This is a genomic window from Streptomyces sp. NPDC023723 (genome assembly GCF_040639815.1).
Lineage (GTDB): Bacteria > Actinomycetota > Actinomycetes > Streptomycetales > Streptomycetaceae > Streptomyces.
In genome coordinates this window covers 56,248-72,902 of sequence record NZ_JBFAAP010000001.1, presented here as the reverse complement: position 1 = coordinate 72,902, position 16,655 = coordinate 56,248, and the positions used below count along the sequence as shown (strand labels likewise).

The following is a 16,655-nucleotide window of genomic DNA, read 5'->3' as shown; positions in this document are numbered from 1 at the left end:
CGACCTCTAGACGACCGCTAGACGGAGACGACGACCGACTCCGTGCGGGTCCCGTCCGGGCGCTGCCAGGGTGCGGTGACCGTCCCGGTGGCGGTGGGCTCGTGGTGGGGCAGCAGCCGGTGGACGACGGGCACCGCGTCGCCGGGGTCGGTGGCCCGCACCCGTACGGACGGGTCCGGAGTGTCGCTCTCGCTCTGTGCCTGCGCGGCCGTCTCGCCGCGCAGCAGCGCGGTCAGGCAGGCGACCAGCACCGGGTCGCGCACGCCGTCGTATACCCAGCGGGTGCCGAGGACGCCGTGCTCGGACGTGCCGATCAGCGCCGCCTCCGCGCCGTCCAGCGGCGCCCCCCGGTAGGTCAGCGGCACGAAGTACGCCCCCGGCGCGGCACCCGTGACGATCATGAACTCGATGCCGACCTCCCCGGCCGGGTCGTCCAGCCGGAACCCGCCGGCCTTCGTGAGCTCCGCGTCGGGGCCGTCCCGGTACCAGGACTGGGCCGGCAGCCACTCGGCGAGCAGTTCCAGCTTGGTGGGACTCATCGTGGTGAGGTGGATGACGGCCATTGGGGTTCCTTCCTCGGAGCAACGCGTGGGCCGGGATCCTTTCACGCCCGCGGAGCCGTCCGGCACGGGAGTGGCCCTGGGCTGCCGGGCGACGGCGGCGGCCGCGTCGCCGTGCCCGTGGCCCCGCGAAACCGTGGCCCGCTAGCCTGAGCGCCCATGATCGTATGGCTCAACGGCACCCACGGCGCGGGCAAGACCACCACCGCCGCGCTCGTACAGCGACTGATCCCGGACTCCCGGGTGTTCGACGCCGAGAAGGTCGGCGAGACGCTCATGGACATCAGGCCGAAGCTGCCGGGCGCGGGGGTGGACAACTTCCAGCACTGGCCGCCGTGGCGCCCGCTCGTCGTCGAGACCGCCCGCCGGGTGCTGGACTTCGCCGGCGGCACCCTGGTGATGCCGATGACCGTGCTGGTCGAGCGGTACTGGCGCGAGATCAGCACCGGCCTCGCCCAGCACGGCGTCCCGGTACGGCACTTCGTCCTCCACGCCGACCCGGCCACCCTGCGCGAGCGCATCGCGGGCGACACCGTCATCGGCCCCGACTCGCCCTTCCGCCTCGCCTACCTGGAGCCCTACGCCGAGGCGGCCCGCACCTGGCTGCACGCCGCGGCGGAGGTCGTCGACACCACGCACCTCACCCCCGCCGAGGCCGCCCGGCGGATCGCGACGGCCGTCGTCAAGAACTGACGGCGTTCCGCGAGGAGGACGCCCCCGTCGCCCCCCCTCACCCCCGTCGCCCCCTCTCGCCGCCATCCGTCACCCCGTCATCCCGCCATCACCATGGCGAAGAGTCCCGCCACGTTCCCCGCCGTCCGCGCGATCTTCTCCTCCAAGGTCAGCGACTCCTGGAGCCGCGCCCCCGGCCCCGCGCTCCTGAGCCCCCGTACGTAGAGCGAGCAGGCGAGGTCGTCGCACAGGTAGATGCCGACCGAGTTGCCCTGCTGTCCGGCCTTGCCCGCTTTCGGGGCGACCATCAGGGAGACGCCGCCGGTGTGCGTGGTCAGGCAGATCGAGCACATGCTGCGCCGGGCCTGCCCGGAGTGCGGTGCGGGGCAGCGCAGGGCGATGCCGGCCAGCCGACCGTCGAGTTCGGCGACGAGGTGGGCCCGGTCGGGGGCCTGCGGGTCGCGCCAGCCCAGGAAGTCCAGGTCGGCCCAGGGCCGGTCGGCGAGATCGCGCGGCACGTGCAGGCGCTTGGCCTCGCCCTTGGTGCGGTTGACGAACGCGGCGCGGATCTCGGGTTCGGTCACAGGTTCCATAGAGCCGACGGTAATTTGCCTAAAAGCTTTAGGCAAACGATTATTGCTACTAGGCAGACGGAAGGACGGTCATGGCACGAGCGGGACTGACCAGGGAACGGCTGATCGCGGCGGGCGCCGAGCTCGCCGACGAAACCGGCTTCGCGCAGGTGACCGTCTCGGCGCTGGCCCGGCGGTTCGACGTCAAGGTCGCGAGCCTCTACTCGCATCTGAAGAACTCCCAGGAGCTGAAGACCGGTATCGCCCTGCTCGCCCTGGCCGACCTCGCCGACCGGGCCGCCGACGCGCTCGCCGGCCGGGCCGGCCGGGACGCCCTGACCGCCCTGGCGAACGTCTACCGCGACTACGCCCGCGAGCACCCCGGCCGCTTCGCCGCCGCCCAGCTCCGGCTCGACCCCGAGACCGCCGCCGCCAGCGCCGGCGCCCGGCAGGCGCAGCTGACCCGGGCGCTGCTGCGCGGCTACCACCTGGCCGAACCCGACCAGACGCACGCCGTACGGCTGCTCGGCAGCGTCTTCTACGGCTACGTCAGCATGGAGCTGGGCGGCAGCTTCAGCCACAGCTCCCCCGGCCCCGAGGAGTCCTGGAGCCGGATCCTGGACGCCCTGGACGCCCTGCTGCGCAACTGGCCCCCGGCGCCCCCCGCCCCCGCCCCCGCACCGACAGGCCCCTGACATGCACACCATCCCGCTCACCACCCCCGGCCTGCTGCGCGGCGCCCTCGACCTCGAGCGCACCGCGTACGGCCTGCTGCCGCACCGGCTGCCCGCCCGGGCCCGCGCGCAGTGCGCCGACCCGCAGCTCGCCCTGGCCGAGAGCCAGCCCTCCGGCGTACGGCTGGCGCTGCGCACCCGCGCCACCACCGTCGAACTGGACACCGTCCCCACCAAACGGGTCTACCCCGGCGCCCCGCCCCGCCCGGACGGCGTCTACGACCTCCTGGTCGACGGCGTTCCGCACGGCCGGGCCACCGCCGCCGGCGGCCACACCCTCACCGTCGACCTGGGCACCGGGGCCACCGAGCACCGCCCCGGCCCGGCGGCCACCCTGCGCTTCACCGGCCTGCCGGACCACGACAAGGACGTCGAGATCTGGCTGCCGCACAACGAGACCACTGAACTGGTCGCCCTGCGCGCCGACGCCCCCGTGTCCCCGGTACCCGACCGGGGCCGCAAGGTCTGGCTGCACCACGGCAGTTCGGTCAGCCACGGCTCGGACGCCGCGAGCCCCACCACCACCTGGCCGGCCCGCGCCGCCCTGCTCGCCGGGGTGGAGCTGGTCAACCTGGGCCTGGGCGGCAGCGCCCTGCTCGACCCGTTCACCGCCCGCGCGCTGCGGGACACCCCGGCCGACCTGATCAGCGTCAAGATCGGCCTCAACCTGGTAAACACCGACCTGATGCGGCTGCGCGCCTTCGGCCCGGCGGTGCACGGCTTCCTGGACACCGTCCGCGAGGGCCATCCGGCGACGCCCCTGCTGGTGGTCTCCCCGCTCTACTGCCCGATCCACGAGGACACCCCGGGGCCCGCCGCCTTCGACCCCGCCCTGCTCGCCGAGGGCCGGCTCGGCTTCCGGGCCACCGGCGACCCGGCCGAGGTCGCCGCCGGGAAGCTGACGCTGACCGTCATCCGCGAGGAACTCGCCCGTATCGTCCGGGACCGCGCCGCCGCCGATCCGCACCTGCACCTCCTGGACGGCCGCGCCCTGTACGGCGAGTCCGACCACGCCGAACTCCCCCTCCCCGACGGCCTGCACCCGGACGCCGCCACCCACCTGCGCGTCGGCGACCGCTTCGCGGACCTGGCCCTGGCCCCCGGCGGCCCCCTCGGCTGACCTCGCGCGCGAAAGCGAACGAACGCAAAGGCGGACGAACGCGAAGGCGAACGAACGCGAAGGCAGGCGAACACGAAGGCAGGCGAACACGAAGGCAGGCGAACGCAAAAGCGAACGAACCCGAAAGCGAACGAAAAGGCGCGGCCGGGCATCAGAACGGCAGCGGCCGGGCGTGCACCACGTCCAGCCGCGACACCGCCCGGGTCAGCACCACGTACAGCCGGTTGAGCCCCCGCTCCTCCGCCGCCGCGATCGCCGCCGGTTCCACGGCGACGACGTGGTCGTACTCCAGTCCCTTGACCTCGCCCGCCGGGACCACGGCCGGGCGGGCGGCCGGGTCCTCGGGGCCGCCCGCCGTGATCCCGGCCGCGGCGAGGGCGGCCCGCACCCGGCCGGCGTCCGCGTCGGCCACGATCACCCCGACCGACCCCTCCCGGGTGAGCGCGGCCCGCACGGCGGCCAGCACCGCCCCCGGCACGTCTTCCGGAGCTGTCCGCCGCATCGTCAGTTCACCGTCCCGGCGCAGCGAACGAGCCTCCGGGACGGCCACGTCCAGCCGGCCGAGCAGCCGGTTGGTGAGGCCGACGACTGCCTGCGGCACCCGGTGGCCGGTGGTCAGCTCCGCCAGGGCCGCGTCCGGCCGGCCGAGGTGGCCGAGGACCGGGTGCCAGGACCGTGCCGCCCACGGCGTGGTGCCCTGCGCCAGGTCGCCCAGGACGGTGAGCGACCCGAAGGCGGCCCGGCGGGCGATCGCCCGGCACTCCATCGGGGACAGGTCCTGCGCCTCGTCGACGACGACATGGCCGTAGCCGCCGGGACGGTCCAGGAGTCCGGCGACCTCGTCGAGCAGGACCAGGTCGGCGGCGGACCAGCGCGCCGACCGCCAGGACCGCGGCGGGCGCGGCCACCGCACCGCTTTCTGCTCGTCGGCGTCCAGCACCCCGTCGGCCGCTTCAGCCAGCGCCCGGTGGTCGCCCAGCAGCCCGGCCACCACCTCCTCCGGCCGCACCCGCGGCCATACGGCGTCCAGGCAGGCGGTGACCGGCCGGGCCCGCCCGATCCGCCGCACCCAGGCCGCGCCGCAGGTCTCACCGCGCCGTTCGGCCTGGTCCTGGAGGCAGCGCACGATCCGGGCCCGGACCCGCTCCCGCCCGGTGTCGTACGGCGGTTCCTCCGCCCGTACGCCGGCCACGATCCGCGCCAGCGCACCGGCCGGCAGCCGCCTGCGCAGGGACCCGTCCGGCACCTCCAGGTCGGCCGCCGCCGCCGCGGACACCCGCCCGTACAGCGCCCGGCGCAGCACCTCGGCCATCCGGGCGTCGTGCTTGACGACGGCCGCCGCCCTCTCGTCGGTGCCGGTCACCGGGTGCCGGGCGATCTCCTGGGTCAGCGTGGACTGCCGTACGCCGCTCTCCCCGAGGGCGGGCAGCACCTCGGCGATGTAGTTGAGGAAGACCGGGCTGGGGCCGAGGACGAGCAGTCCGCCGCGCCGCATCCGGCGCGGGTGGGTGTAGAGGAGGTAGGCGGCCCGGTGCAGGCCGACGGCGGTCTTGCCGGTGCCGGGGGCGCCCTGCACGCAGACCGAGTCGGCCGGCGAGGCCCGGACCAGGTCGTCCTGCTCGGGCTGGATGGTCGCGGCGATGTCCCGCATCGGCCCGACCCGGGGGCGTTCGATCTCCCGGGCGACGATCCGGCCGGCCCCCGACTCGCCCCGGGCCAGGTGCTCGTCCTCCAGCCCGGTCAGGTCGGCCGAGTCGCCGCGGCTGCCGGGCGCCCAGCCGAACCGGCGGCGGACCGTCACGCCCTGGGGGTCGTGCGCGGTGGCCTGGTAGAAGGCGCGGGAGACGGGGGCCCGCCAGTCGACCACCAGCGGCGGGGCGGCCGGGTGCGCGGAGATCCGCAGCCGGCCGATGTGCAGCGGCCCCTCGGTGAGGTCGAGGCGCCCGAAGAACAGCGGCCCTTCGGGCAGTTCGCGCAGTTCCTTGGCCCGGCTGCGCAGCCGGAACCCGAGTACCTCGGCGTCGGCACCGGAGGCGGAGACGTCCTCGCCGGTGACGACGTGTTCCTGGGCGCCGTCGAGCATCCGGGCGAGGGCGGCACGGCACCGGTCGTGGTGGGCGCGTTCCTGGGCGAGGGCGTCCCGGAGGACGGGGTCGGGTGACGTCATTCCCCGAGCCTAATGGATTTCTTAACCGAGTAACATTTTTAACCGCATCTCACTCGGGGTTCAGCTGCGACAGCCCCGCCGCCAGCCGCCCGAAAGCCCGCCCGGCCGCCGCCACCGCGTCCGCCCGTACCTCCTCGACCCGCTCCCCGCCCGCGATCCGCCGCCAGTTCTCCAGCGCGAGGATCCGCTGTACGGCGATGATCTGCCCGGCCGCCAGCCGGGCGTCCAGGTCGCCGCCGAGGGCGTCGGCGAGCGCGGCCTCGGCGCGTTCCTGGTGTCCGCAGACCCGGGCGGCGAGGGCGGGGGTGCCGTAGAGCAGCCGGTGGAAGGCGAGGACGTCGGGGTGGTCGTTCAGCCCGGTCACCGGGTCGCACCGGTCCAGTCCGGCCAGGAAGTGCCGCCGCAGCGCCGCCACCGGGTCCGGGCCCTCGGCGGCCACCCGGGCGGCCTCGCCCTCGTGGTCCGCGATCCGGTACAGGACCAGGTCCTCCTTGGCCGGGAAGTACCGGAACAGCGTCGGTTTGGAGACCTCGGCCGCGGCGGCCACCTCGGCCACCGACACGGCGTCGAAGCCGCGCTCCAGGAACAGCCGGACGGCGGTGTCCGACAGCACCTGGTACATCCGCTGCTTCTTGCGCTCACGCAGGCCGGGCTCGGTCATGGGGCGAGCGTACGCAGCCGCTCCCGCATCCCCGCACTCAGGCGGCGCACCGGCAGCCCGAGCGCGCCGGTGGCTACCGCCAGGGTCCCCGCGTAGGAGTCGATGGCACGGCGGACGTTGGGCGCGTCCAGGCTCGCGCCGGTCACCAGACGGTCCAGGTCGATGTAGGCCGACCGGACCGCCTCCAGCCTGCGGTACGCCCGCCAGTCCTGGCGCCAGTCCCGGGTGTGCTCGGGCGGCAGGCCGCGCTCCCAGCGGCGGAACATCCGGGCCCGGATCTCCGGGCGGGTCGGCGTCAGATGCAGGTGCCGGACCAGGTCGTAGAGCGGGTCGCCGACCACTGCCATCTCCCAGTCGATGATGGTGAGCGCCAGGTCGTCGTCCCGGCGGACCAGGTTCCAGGGGTTCAGGTCGCCGTGCAGCAGGGACGGTTTCCGCTCGGTCGGCGGCTGCCGGGACAGGATGCGGCGCAGCCGGTCGGCGTCGGGCAGGCCGAGCAGCCGGGCGCGGCGCAGGGACTCGGCGGGCAGTTCGGCGACCAGCGCGACGAGCTGTTCCACCAGCCAGCCGTAGAACCCGCCGCCGCCGGCCACCGGGTCGAGCTGCCGGTAGTGCACCCGGGTCAGCGCGCAGAGCTGGTCGACGAGCCCGTCCGCCTCGTGCGGCAGGAGGCCGTCGACGGGGTGGCGGGGGGTCCGGTCGACGTCGGCCGGACCGACGTAGGTGTGGATCGCGAACGGGTCCCGGCTGCCGCTCTCGCCGAGCGCCAGCACCCGGGGTGCCGCGACCCGGACGTTCGCCCGCTCGATGGCCCGCAGCACGGAGTGCTCGCTGAGGAAACTCCGCTCGCGACGGCAGTCCTGGGGCAGTTTCCGCCGGACGACCACGGGGGTGCCGGCACCCGGTACCCACACGACGGTGTTCAGATGCCCGGTGCCTTTGAAGACGCGGTGCGCGGGCGCGGCGCCCTCCTCGCGCAGCGCCTGCCGCACGGCCGCGTCGGGGAAGTCGGCCCGCTCGGGCACCCGCCGGTCGCGGCTCCAGCGGTGCGCGCCGGCGAGCGGCCGCGGTCCGCCGCCGTCCCGGGACGCGCACCACCGGAACAGGGCCCGCTCGATCTCGCCGTCGCCGGCCACCCGGGCCAGCCGCAGCGGCTGCGCCGCCGTGTCCAGCGCCCGCCGGACCGCCTCCGTCGCCGCCGTCAGCCGCTCCTGGGTGAACGACCGGGCCAGCGAGCGCGCGGCGCGCATGACGTCCGGGTACACCGACTGGGCGCGTTCGAAGGCCAGGTAGTGCGGCAGGTCCCGGCTCAGTCCGTGCCCGGCCGCGGGCCGGACCTCCCGCACGGCCGCCGCCCACGCCTCGATCACCTCGGGCCACTGAGCGTCCGGGTACCGCATGCGGACCAGATGGGTCGCCAGGTCGTGCAGGGGATCGCCGTAGCTGGCCAGCTCCCAGTCCACGCAGGTGAGGCGGGGACCGTCGGGCCCCTCCGAGACGATCACGTTGTCCCGGTGCAGATCGGCGTGGAGCAGGCTGAACGGCCGGCGGGTCAGGGCGGGCGTCCGCTCGCCCCACTCCCGCAGCGCGTCCTCGGGCAGCCCGAGCGCGGTGAAGAGCCCGCCGAACTCAGTCCAATTGGCCTGCCTGATCTGTACGTCGGCGCGGTGCGCGAGGGTGCGCAGGAAGGCTCGGGTGTCCGTGCCGTTGCGGGGCCAGGTCACCGGCAGCGGCGGCAGCGCGGAACGGCGTACCTGTGTCAGCCGGGCGAGCCGGCCGGCCAGCGCTTCGACGAGGATGCGGTCGACGGGCTTGCCGTCCGGGCAGAGCTCGTTGAGGGTGACGCCCGCCACATGGGTCTGGACCGTGCCGCCGTCCCACCGCGCCAGAGACCGCGGCACACCGGGCAGCACCTCCCGTACGGCGGTCAGGACGGCCGTCTCGTCCGGCCAGGTCCGGATCACCACGGGGAGGGCGTCGGCCCGTGGGATACGCACAGTGACCGACTCACCGGGGTCACGGCCGAGCAGCGCGGCGGGGCGGGGCGGCAGGGGCGTGATGTGGTTCCGGTGGTGGTGGCCCTGGACGAGCACCCCCTGATCGACGGCCAGCCGCACGAAGGCGCGGAGCGGATCAGGAGGGGAAGGTACGACCACTGGTCGCTCCGGTGCGAAAGGGGCTGGTGTGACGACGGTAAACGCAATGCCGGGACAGCGCAGGGCGGGGTGTCACCTGCACGGCCGCGACCAGTGAGGTGCCGGGGACCTTACCGCATCAGGTTTTGCTTTCCGGCACCGACAGATGCTCCCAGAGGGAGTCGAACCACTGCTGGTGAGCGTCGACGAAGGGCGACTTCGCGAAGTGGGTGGCCCGCGCACCCAGGCCGAGCACATCGAGCGCGTCGACCTGGTCCGTCTCGGTCAGCATGATCCGCCGGGGTATCACCTGGTACACGCTGTGCAGCAGCTCGGTCCGGTTGAGCAGGTAGACCTTGAAGGCCGGCGTCAGCGGTACCCGCCGCACGACCACCGACGCCCTGGCGACCAGGGAGTTCGCCGCCAACTCCGCCAGTGTCATCCGCAGCGAACCGAGATGCCGGTCGCTGATCCGCCGCAGCCGGTCCCGCATCCGCCGGTCGTCCGGGTCCCGCGTGCTGCGCGGATAGGGGTGCTCCTGCTCCTCGGACGGCAGGAGGATACGCAGCGTGATCTCCTCCGGCGCCGGGGAACGCCCGTGCACGATCCGCTCGGCCTGTTCCCGGACATGGGCGTCGAGCGATTCGGTGGTGAGGGTGTAGACGTCGAGCGCCGCCGTGCGAGCGGCGAACACCCGGCCGATGAACCATCCCAGGTCCGCCTCGGCCATCGGCAACGCCGGCACCGGCGCGGGGGCGCCCTCCCTGATCACCCGGGAGCCGCTGCCCTGGCGGGTCTCGAGCCAGCCCTCCTCGCGCAGCTCCGCCAGCACCCGCTGCACGGTGTCCCGTGAGACACCGAGCCGCGCGGCGAGTTCCCGTTGCGGTGGCAGCACCCGCCCGAACCCGTAGGTGCCGTCGAGTATCCGCTCCCGCAGTGCCGCCAGGACCCGCTGGAACTCCCTGCCGCCGCCGTCACCCGCCCGCGCCTCGCCCACCCGCCGACCGTACCGTCGCCAACCGGTGCGCACACCACTTTCGGACAAGTAGGCAGTCCAACTGGTGGGCCCGTTAAGCGATCTCAGGAAGCGGGCACAACCGCATTACGACAACCGAACCAATTGGACGGCAAGTTGTCGGGCAAGCACCCACCTGATGAGGAGGCACATGATGCGTGGGCACTCGCGGCGGGACGGCTCAGGCCTGAGCCAGCAGGGCGGTCCGTACGTGCGACAGGTCCGCGACGATGTGGGTCGGGCGGGCGCCCGCGTCCACCAGCGCAGCGGCCTTCTCCTCGTTCCGCGCGTACCCGAGGAACGGGACCCCGGCCGCAGCCGCGGCCGCGTAGTCGGACGGGGAGTCCCCGATCATCAGCGCCCGGGACGGGTCGGCGCCCATCGCGGTCAGGGCCCGCCGCAGCGAGTACGGGTGCGGTTTCATGAGGCCGAGATCGCCGGTGCGGCCGTAGAGGGAGGCGAAGCAGCCGGCCAGGCCCCGGGTCTCCAGGTACGCCGCCGCCACCCGGGCCGAGTTGTTGGTGGTGACGGCGGACACCACGCGCAGCGCGGTCCAGGTCCGGATGAGCGGATCGGCGTAGGGGGTGGGGCGGGCGCCGGGGACGGCGGTGAGTTCCTGGCGGGTGAGCCATTCCTCCAGTTCCACCACCAGGTCGCTGCCCGGGTGCTGTTCGCCGACCCGGAGCAGCACGGCGTGCGGATCGCGCCGGGCCCGTTCGGCCGGGGACAGCGAGCCGCCCAGCCCCAGTGCGTCGATCTTGTGCACCAGGTCGCGGGCGATGCCGCCGGCCGGGCGCCCGGCGAACAGCCGGCAGATGGGCCCGTCCAGGTCCCACAGGACGTACTGGACCGGAGTGATCAGTTCTTGCAAGGAATCTGTCGATGCGGTCACCGGAACAGTCTGCTGCGTATCTGAAGTCACTAGGAGAGTGTCAGGTCCGTGGTGATGGTTTCCCAGAGGGCGTCGAACCACTTCTGGGATTCCTCCACGAACGCCGCGTCCCGGTGCCCCGCCTGCTTCAGGAACGCGAACAGCAGGGACTGGGAGCCGAGCGCGTCGTACATCTCCAGGGTCCGGCTCTGCCACTCCTCCTCGCGCCGGGTGAGCATGTAGTAGCCGATCAGCGCCTCCTCGCCGTTGAGCAGGTACAGCTTCATCGGCGGGGTGAAGGGCAGCGCGCGGAAGGAGACGTCGACGTCGACGCGCTGGGTGGACCGTACGGCGTTCAGGTTGTGCCGCAGGACCCGGGCCTGGGCGTCGCGCATCTGGACCCAGCGCTCGTGCACCGGGTCGGAGTCGTCGTCGGCCGGGGTCTCGACCAGCACCGGGAAGGCGAGGTTGATGTCCCGGGAGGGCATCAGGACGCGGAAGGAGATGGACCGGGGCCGCAGCCGGCCCTCGTGGATCATGCGGAGCGGCTCGCTGAGCGCGAGCATCAGCGTCTCGGAGGTGTGGCAGACGACGTCGATCCGGACCTCCGGCTCGTTGAACGCCAGTGTCAGCCGCGGCGCCAGCGCCACCATCGTGGGCTGCGGCTCGCCGCTCGCCGGGTTGGGGGCGGCGATCCGCGGCGGGCTGCCCTTGCTGACATTGCTGAGCAGTCCGTCCTCCTGGAGGGACCGCAGGGCCTGCCGGACGGCGCCGCGCTCCACCCCGAACTCCTCCGACAGCTCCGCCTGCGTCGGCAGGCGGTCGCCCGCCTTCAGCTCACCGGCGCGGATGCGCTCCCGCAGGATGTCGGCGATCTCCTGGGGAGAGAGCCTTCTGCTGCCGTCCACCGCAACGTTCTCCTGAGTCACGTCCGAAAACTACAACTGTGATCCATCTTAGGGGAGTTGTTTGGAAGTTGTTTAGTGCCTGCCACCAAGTGGGACCATATAAGAAGAGTTGGTCGCCAACTTAGCCGAGTTGGCGAACGTTTCACCTCCGCTCGGCCAAGGAGGAACTCATGCCCGTCCTCGCCGTCGTCCCCACCGCCTCCAGTGTCTCCACCGTCTTCGTCGTCGCCTTCGAGGACTTCCTCCACTGGCGGTACGGCGCCACCGGTGTCATCGCTCTGCTGCTGCTCACCATAGGCATCAAGGCCCGTCGGCCCGCGGTCAGTTCCACCGGCGCGGTGGTGCTCGCCCTGCTGGTGGCGCGGCCCGCCCTGTGACCGGGGTCAGACCGTGAGCACCAGCCGCGAACTGATCGTCTCCCACAGCGCGTCGAACCACCGGCGGGACTGTTCCACGAATCCGGCGTCCCGCGGCCCGGCGCCCTGCTCGAAGGCGAACAGCACCGAGCGGATGCCCTCGGCGTCGTACATCTCCACCTCGCCGTCGTCGGTCTCGTGCCGCCGCCGGCCGAGCGTGTAGTAGGCGAAGAGCGCCTCCTCGCCGTTGAGCAGGTACAGCTTGACCGGCGGCGTGAAGGGCAGGGCCCGGAAGGTGACGCTCACGTCGATGCCGTACGTGGAGCGCAGGGACAGCAGGTTGTGCCGCAGCACCTGCCCCTGGGCGTTGCGCTGGGCCAGCCACCGGCGGTGCACCGGGTCCTCGGGGTTGTTCCCGGGGTGTCCGGCGACCGCCACCGGGAAGGCCAGGCTGATGTCGCGGGAGGGCAGCAGGACCCTGAGGTCGATCTTGGCCGGTTTCATCCGCCCGGCGTGGATCTCGCGCAGCGGCTCCCCGATGGCGAGGGTGAGCGAGACCGAGGTCAGGCACAGCGCGTCGATGCGCACGTGCTCGGCGGCGAAGGCGGCGGCGATCCGCGGCGCGAGGGCGACCGTGGTGGGCAGCGGGTCCGCCGACGGCCCCGTCGCCGCCCGGCCGAAGTCGGCGGCGACGGTCGCGGGACTGCCCTTGGAGACGTTGGTGAGCAGATGCTCGGACTGGAGAATGCGCAGCGCCTGGCGGACCGTGCCGCGCTCCACGCCGAACTCGTCCGCCAACTGGGCCTGGGTGGGCATCCGCTGGCCCGGCCCCAGTTCACCGGCCTTGATCCGGGCGCGCAGTTCGGCGGCCACCTCGCGATGGGTCCGCTGCGGCCGCTGTGACCTCTTCCGTCCATTGACGGTGGCGTGTTCCGGCTCCACGCACGAACCCTACAACTTCTCGCCAAGTTCAGACAGTTCGCGAGAAGGTGGTTATGAGCCGCATCCAAGTGGAGAGAACTATGGAAGAGTTGGCAGCCAACTTGCACAACATGGTTCGACCTCACAGGGGTTGGCCAAGAGGATGTCAGTTGGGACCATGTCCCGCGGGGGGACGTCCCGAAGGGGGGAACCACCATGCCGCTCGTCGCAGTCGTCATCGCAGCGCTCGCCATCGGGTTCGAGCAGCTCGTCCAGTGGAAGTACGGCCCGTTGGGCATCATCGCGTTCGTCGCGCTGTCCATCGGCATCAAGGCGAAGAACACCGCGATCGGCGGCGTCGGCGCGGTGATCCTCGTCATGCTGCTCGCCCAGTCGGGCTGAGCCCCTCAGTGTGCCCGCCGTCCGGACTCCCTTCCGGAGGGGAGCCGGGAATCCGGACGGACGGGCCGGCACCACCGCACAACAACCGCAACCGCAATCCGCAACCGCAACCACAACCACAACCACAACTGAAGAGCACGCTACGGATACGCACAAACGCACATACGCACCTACGCACACGCACCGCTCACCCGTCCCCGCCGGAAGGAGGCTGGTCCCTCAGAACTGGTCCGGGCACCACGGTCGCCTGGAAGTACGCAGCAGGGCGTCGGCCACCACGGCGGCGCCCGCTCGTTCTTCCCGGACCCGGCCCAGCGCCGCCAGCCGGACCGCCGACTCGTCGCCCAGCCACAGCCGGGACAGGTCGGCCACGTCCAGCACCAGGTCCGCGCCGTCGGCCGTCGCCCGGCAGGACGCCCGGCCGCCGGACGCCGCCAGCCGCCACCGCCCGCCGGCCAGCCCGTCCCGGTCCACCACCTCCAGCACCAGTTCGCCCGCACCGCCGTAGGTGCGCGCCTCCAGCGCCCGTACGACGTCCAGGATCCGGATCCACAGCCAGTCGGCCTGCGTGCTGATCCGGGCGGCCCGCGGGTCGGGCAGGAAGTGCGGAAGCAGGTCGTCGGGGGAGCGCCAGCCGCTCTTGACCGTCACGACCCAGTCGATCGAGCACAGGAAGTGCCACAGGGCCCGCTCGGCGGCCGGCGTCGTGCCCGCCAGCCACGCCACGCTCACCGTGTTCAGCGGCTGCTTGGCGTCCCCCCAGGTGTCGTCGGCCCGGTAGGCGGCCATGCCCTCGACCTCACCGGCCGCCGAGCGGTACACCACGAAGAAGGGCTCGGTCCAGGACGGGTCGAAGCGCAGCGCGCCGGTCCGCGCCCGCCACCACAGCTCGTCGCGGCTGACCGCGCCCGGCCGGCTCCGGCGCAGCCGCTCGTGGAACTCCGGGCCGAGTTCGCGCACGTCCGCGCCGTCCACCAGGTCGATCCGGCCGCCGTCCGCGGGCCCGGCCCAGCGCGGGTCCAGGCCGGCCCGGGGCACGTCGACCGTCCACTCGGTCATCGTGGTCGCGGGGCCGAAGCCGTACCGCCCGTAGATCGGGTACTCGGCGGCGATCAGCGTGGCGACGACGTCCCCGCGCTCCTTCGCGGCCGCCAGGTCCTGCGCCATCATGCGGGTCAGCAGCCCGCGCCGGCGGTGCGTCGGAGTGACGGTGACGTTCGATATCGCGTCCGCGGGCACGAAGCCGCCGCCGACCGCCGTGATCTCCTGCGCGAAGGAGCGGAACGTCGCCACGCACCGCCCTCCGTCGAAGGCACCCAGCAGCCGTTCGGGGACGAACTGAAGGCGCCGTGCGCGCAGTTGCTCCTCGGCGGCGGTGGGCTCCCGCAGGAACCCGGTGTTCAGGGCCCGGTTCCAGTCCGGGAGTTCGGCTTCGGTGACGGGGCGTACGTCAATGGCTGTGCTGCTGCTCATGCGCTCACCGTAGGCCGGGGGCCTGACCGGCGTCGCGGCAATTCACGCCCCCCGCTGGCGCCCGGGCCAACAACCGACCAACCGCTGCCCAACGCCTGATCAGCCCCGGCCCCCGTCAGAACGCGGCCCGGATCTCCCCCACCTCCTGGCCGCCGCCGAGCAGCGGGGCCTGCCCGATCCGCGTCACCACCGGCGCGTCGACGCCCAGCAGGGTCAGGGCCCGGGCCAGTACCGGGCCGAGCGCCCGGGTCGAGCCGTCGTCCACCTTGAAGGCGAGCGCCCGGCCGTCGGGCAGGGCCACCGCCTGGACCGCCTCCGCGCCCATCTTGGACAGCGTGCCCGGCACCTCCCGCATCAGCCAGGTGTCGGCCCGCCGGGTGCCGGCGACGTACTCGGGGTGGGCCCGCATCGCGTCGGCGACCCGGCGCTCGGCCGAGCCCGGCGCGGCCCGCACGAAGGACCGGAAGGCGCGGGCCAGCCCGGTCAGGGTGATCGCCATCAGCGGCGCCCCGCACCCGTCGGTGCCGACGGCGGCGACCGGCTCCCCGGCGGCCTCCTCCACCACCTCGTGGATCAGCCGCTGGAGCGGGTGGCCGGGGTCCAGATAGCTCTCCAGCGGCCAGCCGCGCTCGGCGCAGACGGCGAGCATCGCGGTGTGCTTGCCGGAGCAGTTCATGGTCACCCGGTCCGGTGCGGCGCCCGAGGCCAGGTACGTCTCTCGTTCCACCGGGTCCAGCGGCAGGTCGGGCGGGCACTGGAGCTGTCCGGCAGCCAGCGAGTGCTCGGCGAGCATCTTCCGGACCAGATCGCGATGAAACGATTCTCCAGAGTGACTCGCGGCGGCCAGCGCCAGCCGCTCCCCCGCCAGGCCGAGGCCCGCCCGCAGCACGCCGGCGGCCTGCATCGGCTTGTTGGCGGAACGCGGGAAGACGGGGGCGGCCGGGTCGCCGAGCGCCAGTTCGACCGTCCCGTCCGGGCCCAGCAGCACCAGGCTGCCGCGGTGCCGGCCCTCGACGAACCCGGACCGCACGACCTCGGCGAGGACGGGCGGCGCGGGGGGTGTCGCCTCGGACGTGGCTGTGGGTGTCGGTGTGGGTGCGGACGTGGATGCGGACGTGGACGTGGATGCGGACGTGGGCGCGGGCATCGGCGGTGGCCTTCCGACGGGGGACCCGCCGGGCGGTCGGCCGAGCGAACGGCCCGGGATCACCGGGCCCGCACGTCACGCCAGCAGGTCGTCTACTTGAGCTTCCCCTTCACGGTACCGGCGGGCGATCTCGGCACTGCAACCGTCCGCCGTGCGCTGGAGCCGCTGCCGTCGCCGGGACACCTGCTGCTCGTAGCGCACCAGCCGCCCCATCGCCGCGGTCAGCTCCGGATCGGTGCGCGCCTGGAGGTCCGACAGCTCGACCTCGCCCAGCATCTCGGCGGCCAGTTGCCGGTACTCCTCGCTGCGCGGCGTGCCCAGCGTCACGTGCCGGGCGGAGGAGCGGTGCCGCGCCGGGGCGTCCGTCAGGATCTCCGACAGCCGCTCGACCACGGACCCGGCCCCCGTCCCGGCCGCCGTGACGGAGGCCGGCAGGCGCCGGGTCAGCTCGGCCCGCAGGATGTCGATCCGCCCCTGAAGCAGCCGCCGTACGTAACTCAGGTCGGCCTCCTCCCGCTGGGCGTGCCTGCGCAGCGCGCGCAATTCGGGCAGACTCTGCGCGGTCAGATCGTCCCTCGCGGTCGCCCCCTGGGTGGTTCCCTGAGTACTGCCCTGGGTGGTTCTCTGGGTGATCCCCTGGGTGATTCCCTGTGTGCTCCCCCCCGGCGGTGTGCTCGCGGGTGGATCCGCGGGCAGCTCCGGACTGTTCGTGCGCTGTACGGGCGTCCGGAGCCTGTCTCTGCCGACCGCATACGTCAACGAGACAGTGCTCAACGGCTGCCCGGTACTCGGTGTGCTCATGTGCCTCAACCGTCCCCTCGACCGGCTTCTGGGAGCATCGTGCCACCACAGCTGGCCGCTATGTGACCGAGTGCCCCCGATCGGCCCCAGATGGGGGGTTCGGATACGAAAAGAAACCCGTACGGGGCCGCCCGCCGGCG

At 73.2% G+C, this 16,655-nt stretch carries 17 protein-coding genes; 5 read left to right on the top strand and 12 right to left on the bottom strand.

Going from position 1 to position 16,655, the window contains the following annotated elements; genetic code table 11:
- Nucleotides 1–17: 17 nt before the first annotated feature.
- Nucleotides 18–563 (bottom strand): 1,4-alpha-glucan branching protein, encoded by a 546-nt coding sequence (locus AB0G32_RS00400; RefSeq protein ID WP_361156042.1) that lies wholly within the window; start codon nt 561–563, stop codon nt 18–20.
- Between the two features lie 156 nt (nt 564–719).
- On the opposite strand from AB0G32_RS00400, the gene AB0G32_RS00395 reads away from it, so the two are divergent.
- Nucleotides 720–1,253: an AAA family ATPase gene (locus tag AB0G32_RS00395; RefSeq protein WP_361156039.1), complete on the top strand. Its 534-nt coding sequence runs from the start codon at nt 720–722 to the stop codon at nt 1,251–1,253.
- Nucleotides 1,254–1,330: 77 nt separating this feature from the next.
- Here the strand turns inward: AB0G32_RS00395 and AB0G32_RS00390 are convergent, their stop codons facing one another.
- The gene (locus tag AB0G32_RS00390) at nt 1,331–1,825 is read right to left on the bottom strand and encodes an FBP domain-containing protein (RefSeq protein WP_361156036.1); all 495 of its coding nucleotides are present in this window, start codon (nt 1,823–1,825) and stop codon (nt 1,331–1,333) included.
- A 71-nt stretch (nt 1,826–1,896) separates the two neighbouring features.
- On the opposite strand from AB0G32_RS00390, the gene AB0G32_RS00385 reads away from it, so the two are divergent.
- Both AB0G32_RS00385 and AB0G32_RS00380 read left to right on the top strand, forming a co-directional pair.
- A complete protein-coding gene (locus AB0G32_RS00385) occupies nt 1,897–2,499 on the top strand; it encodes a TetR/AcrR family transcriptional regulator (protein WP_361156034.1) in 603 nt (200 codons plus the stop codon).
- A 1-nt stretch (nt 2,500) separates the two neighbouring features.
- Complete coding sequence (locus AB0G32_RS00380; protein ID WP_361156032.1) at nt 2,501–3,658, top strand: SGNH/GDSL hydrolase family protein; 1,158 nt, start codon at nt 2,501–2,503, stop codon at nt 3,656–3,658.
- Nucleotides 3,659–3,809: 151 nt separating this feature from the next.
- Here AB0G32_RS00380 and AB0G32_RS00375 read toward each other — a convergent pair whose 3' ends face one another.
- The 6 genes from AB0G32_RS00375 to AB0G32_RS00350 form a co-directional block, all read right to left on the bottom strand.
- Nucleotides 3,810–5,825, bottom strand: coding sequence for an AAA family ATPase (locus AB0G32_RS00375; RefSeq protein ID WP_361156029.1), 2,016 nt, complete (start codon nt 5,823–5,825; stop codon nt 3,810–3,812).
- Nucleotides 5,826–5,874: 49 nt separating this feature from the next.
- Entirely contained in the window at nt 5,875–6,486 is a 612-nt protein-coding gene (locus tag AB0G32_RS00370) for a TetR family transcriptional regulator (protein WP_361156027.1), read from the bottom strand.
- On the bottom strand, nt 6,483–8,642 hold the full coding sequence (locus AB0G32_RS00365; RefSeq protein WP_361156024.1) for an aminoglycoside phosphotransferase family protein: 2,160 nt from the start codon (nt 8,640–8,642) through the stop codon (nt 6,483–6,485). Before AB0G32_RS00365 ends, AB0G32_RS00370 begins: the two co-directional genes overlap by 4 nt.
- Before the next feature lie 118 nt (nt 8,643–8,760).
- A complete protein-coding gene (locus tag AB0G32_RS00360; RefSeq protein ID WP_361156021.1) occupies nt 8,761–9,618 on the bottom strand; it encodes a GntR family transcriptional regulator in 858 nt (285 codons plus the stop codon).
- 199 nt (nt 9,619–9,817) lie between these two features.
- Nucleotides 9,818–10,528 (bottom strand): HAD family hydrolase, encoded by a 711-nt coding sequence (locus AB0G32_RS00355; RefSeq protein WP_361156018.1) that lies wholly within the window; start codon nt 10,526–10,528, stop codon nt 9,818–9,820.
- 29 nt (nt 10,529–10,557) lie between these two features.
- Complete coding sequence (locus tag AB0G32_RS00350; protein ID WP_361156016.1) at nt 10,558–11,415, bottom strand: winged helix-turn-helix domain-containing protein; 858 nt, start codon at nt 11,413–11,415, stop codon at nt 10,558–10,560.
- A 170-nt stretch (nt 11,416–11,585) separates the two neighbouring features.
- Here AB0G32_RS00350 and AB0G32_RS00345 point away from each other — a divergent pair, with 170 nt between their 5' ends.
- A complete protein-coding gene (locus AB0G32_RS00345; protein WP_361156013.1) occupies nt 11,586–11,792 on the top strand; it encodes a hypothetical protein in 207 nt (68 codons plus the stop codon).
- A 6-nt stretch (nt 11,793–11,798) separates the two neighbouring features.
- Here the strand turns inward: AB0G32_RS00345 and AB0G32_RS00340 are convergent, their stop codons facing one another.
- The gene (locus tag AB0G32_RS00340) at nt 11,799–12,713 is read right to left on the bottom strand and encodes a winged helix-turn-helix domain-containing protein (protein WP_361156010.1); all 915 of its coding nucleotides are present in this window, start codon (nt 12,711–12,713) and stop codon (nt 11,799–11,801) included.
- A 195-nt stretch (nt 12,714–12,908) separates the two neighbouring features.
- Between AB0G32_RS00340 and AB0G32_RS00335 the strand changes: the two genes are divergently transcribed.
- The gene (locus AB0G32_RS00335) at nt 12,909–13,094 is read left to right on the top strand and encodes a hypothetical protein (protein WP_361156007.1); all 186 of its coding nucleotides are present in this window, start codon (nt 12,909–12,911) and stop codon (nt 13,092–13,094) included.
- Nucleotides 13,095–13,313: 219 nt separating this feature from the next.
- On the opposite strand, the gene AB0G32_RS00330 is transcribed toward AB0G32_RS00335, so the two are convergent.
- The 3 genes from AB0G32_RS00330 to AB0G32_RS00320 all read right to left on the bottom strand — a co-directional run bounded on the left by AB0G32_RS00330 (nt 13,314) and on the right by AB0G32_RS00320 (nt 16,515).
- A complete protein-coding gene (locus AB0G32_RS00330; protein ID WP_361156004.1) occupies nt 13,314–14,567 on the bottom strand; it encodes a GNAT family N-acetyltransferase in 1,254 nt (417 codons plus the stop codon).
- Between the two features lie 115 nt (nt 14,568–14,682).
- Nucleotides 14,683–15,714 carry an asparaginase gene (locus AB0G32_RS00325; protein ID WP_361156001.1) on the bottom strand — a complete coding sequence of 344 codons (1,032 nt, stop codon included), beginning with the start codon at nt 15,712–15,714 and terminating at the stop codon, nt 14,683–14,685.
- A gap of 75 nt (nt 15,715–15,789) precedes the next feature.
- Nucleotides 15,790–16,515 (bottom strand): aerial mycelium formation protein, encoded by a 726-nt coding sequence (locus tag AB0G32_RS00320; RefSeq protein WP_361155998.1) that lies wholly within the window; start codon nt 16,513–16,515, stop codon nt 15,790–15,792.
- Nucleotides 16,516–16,655 lie beyond the last annotated feature (140 nt).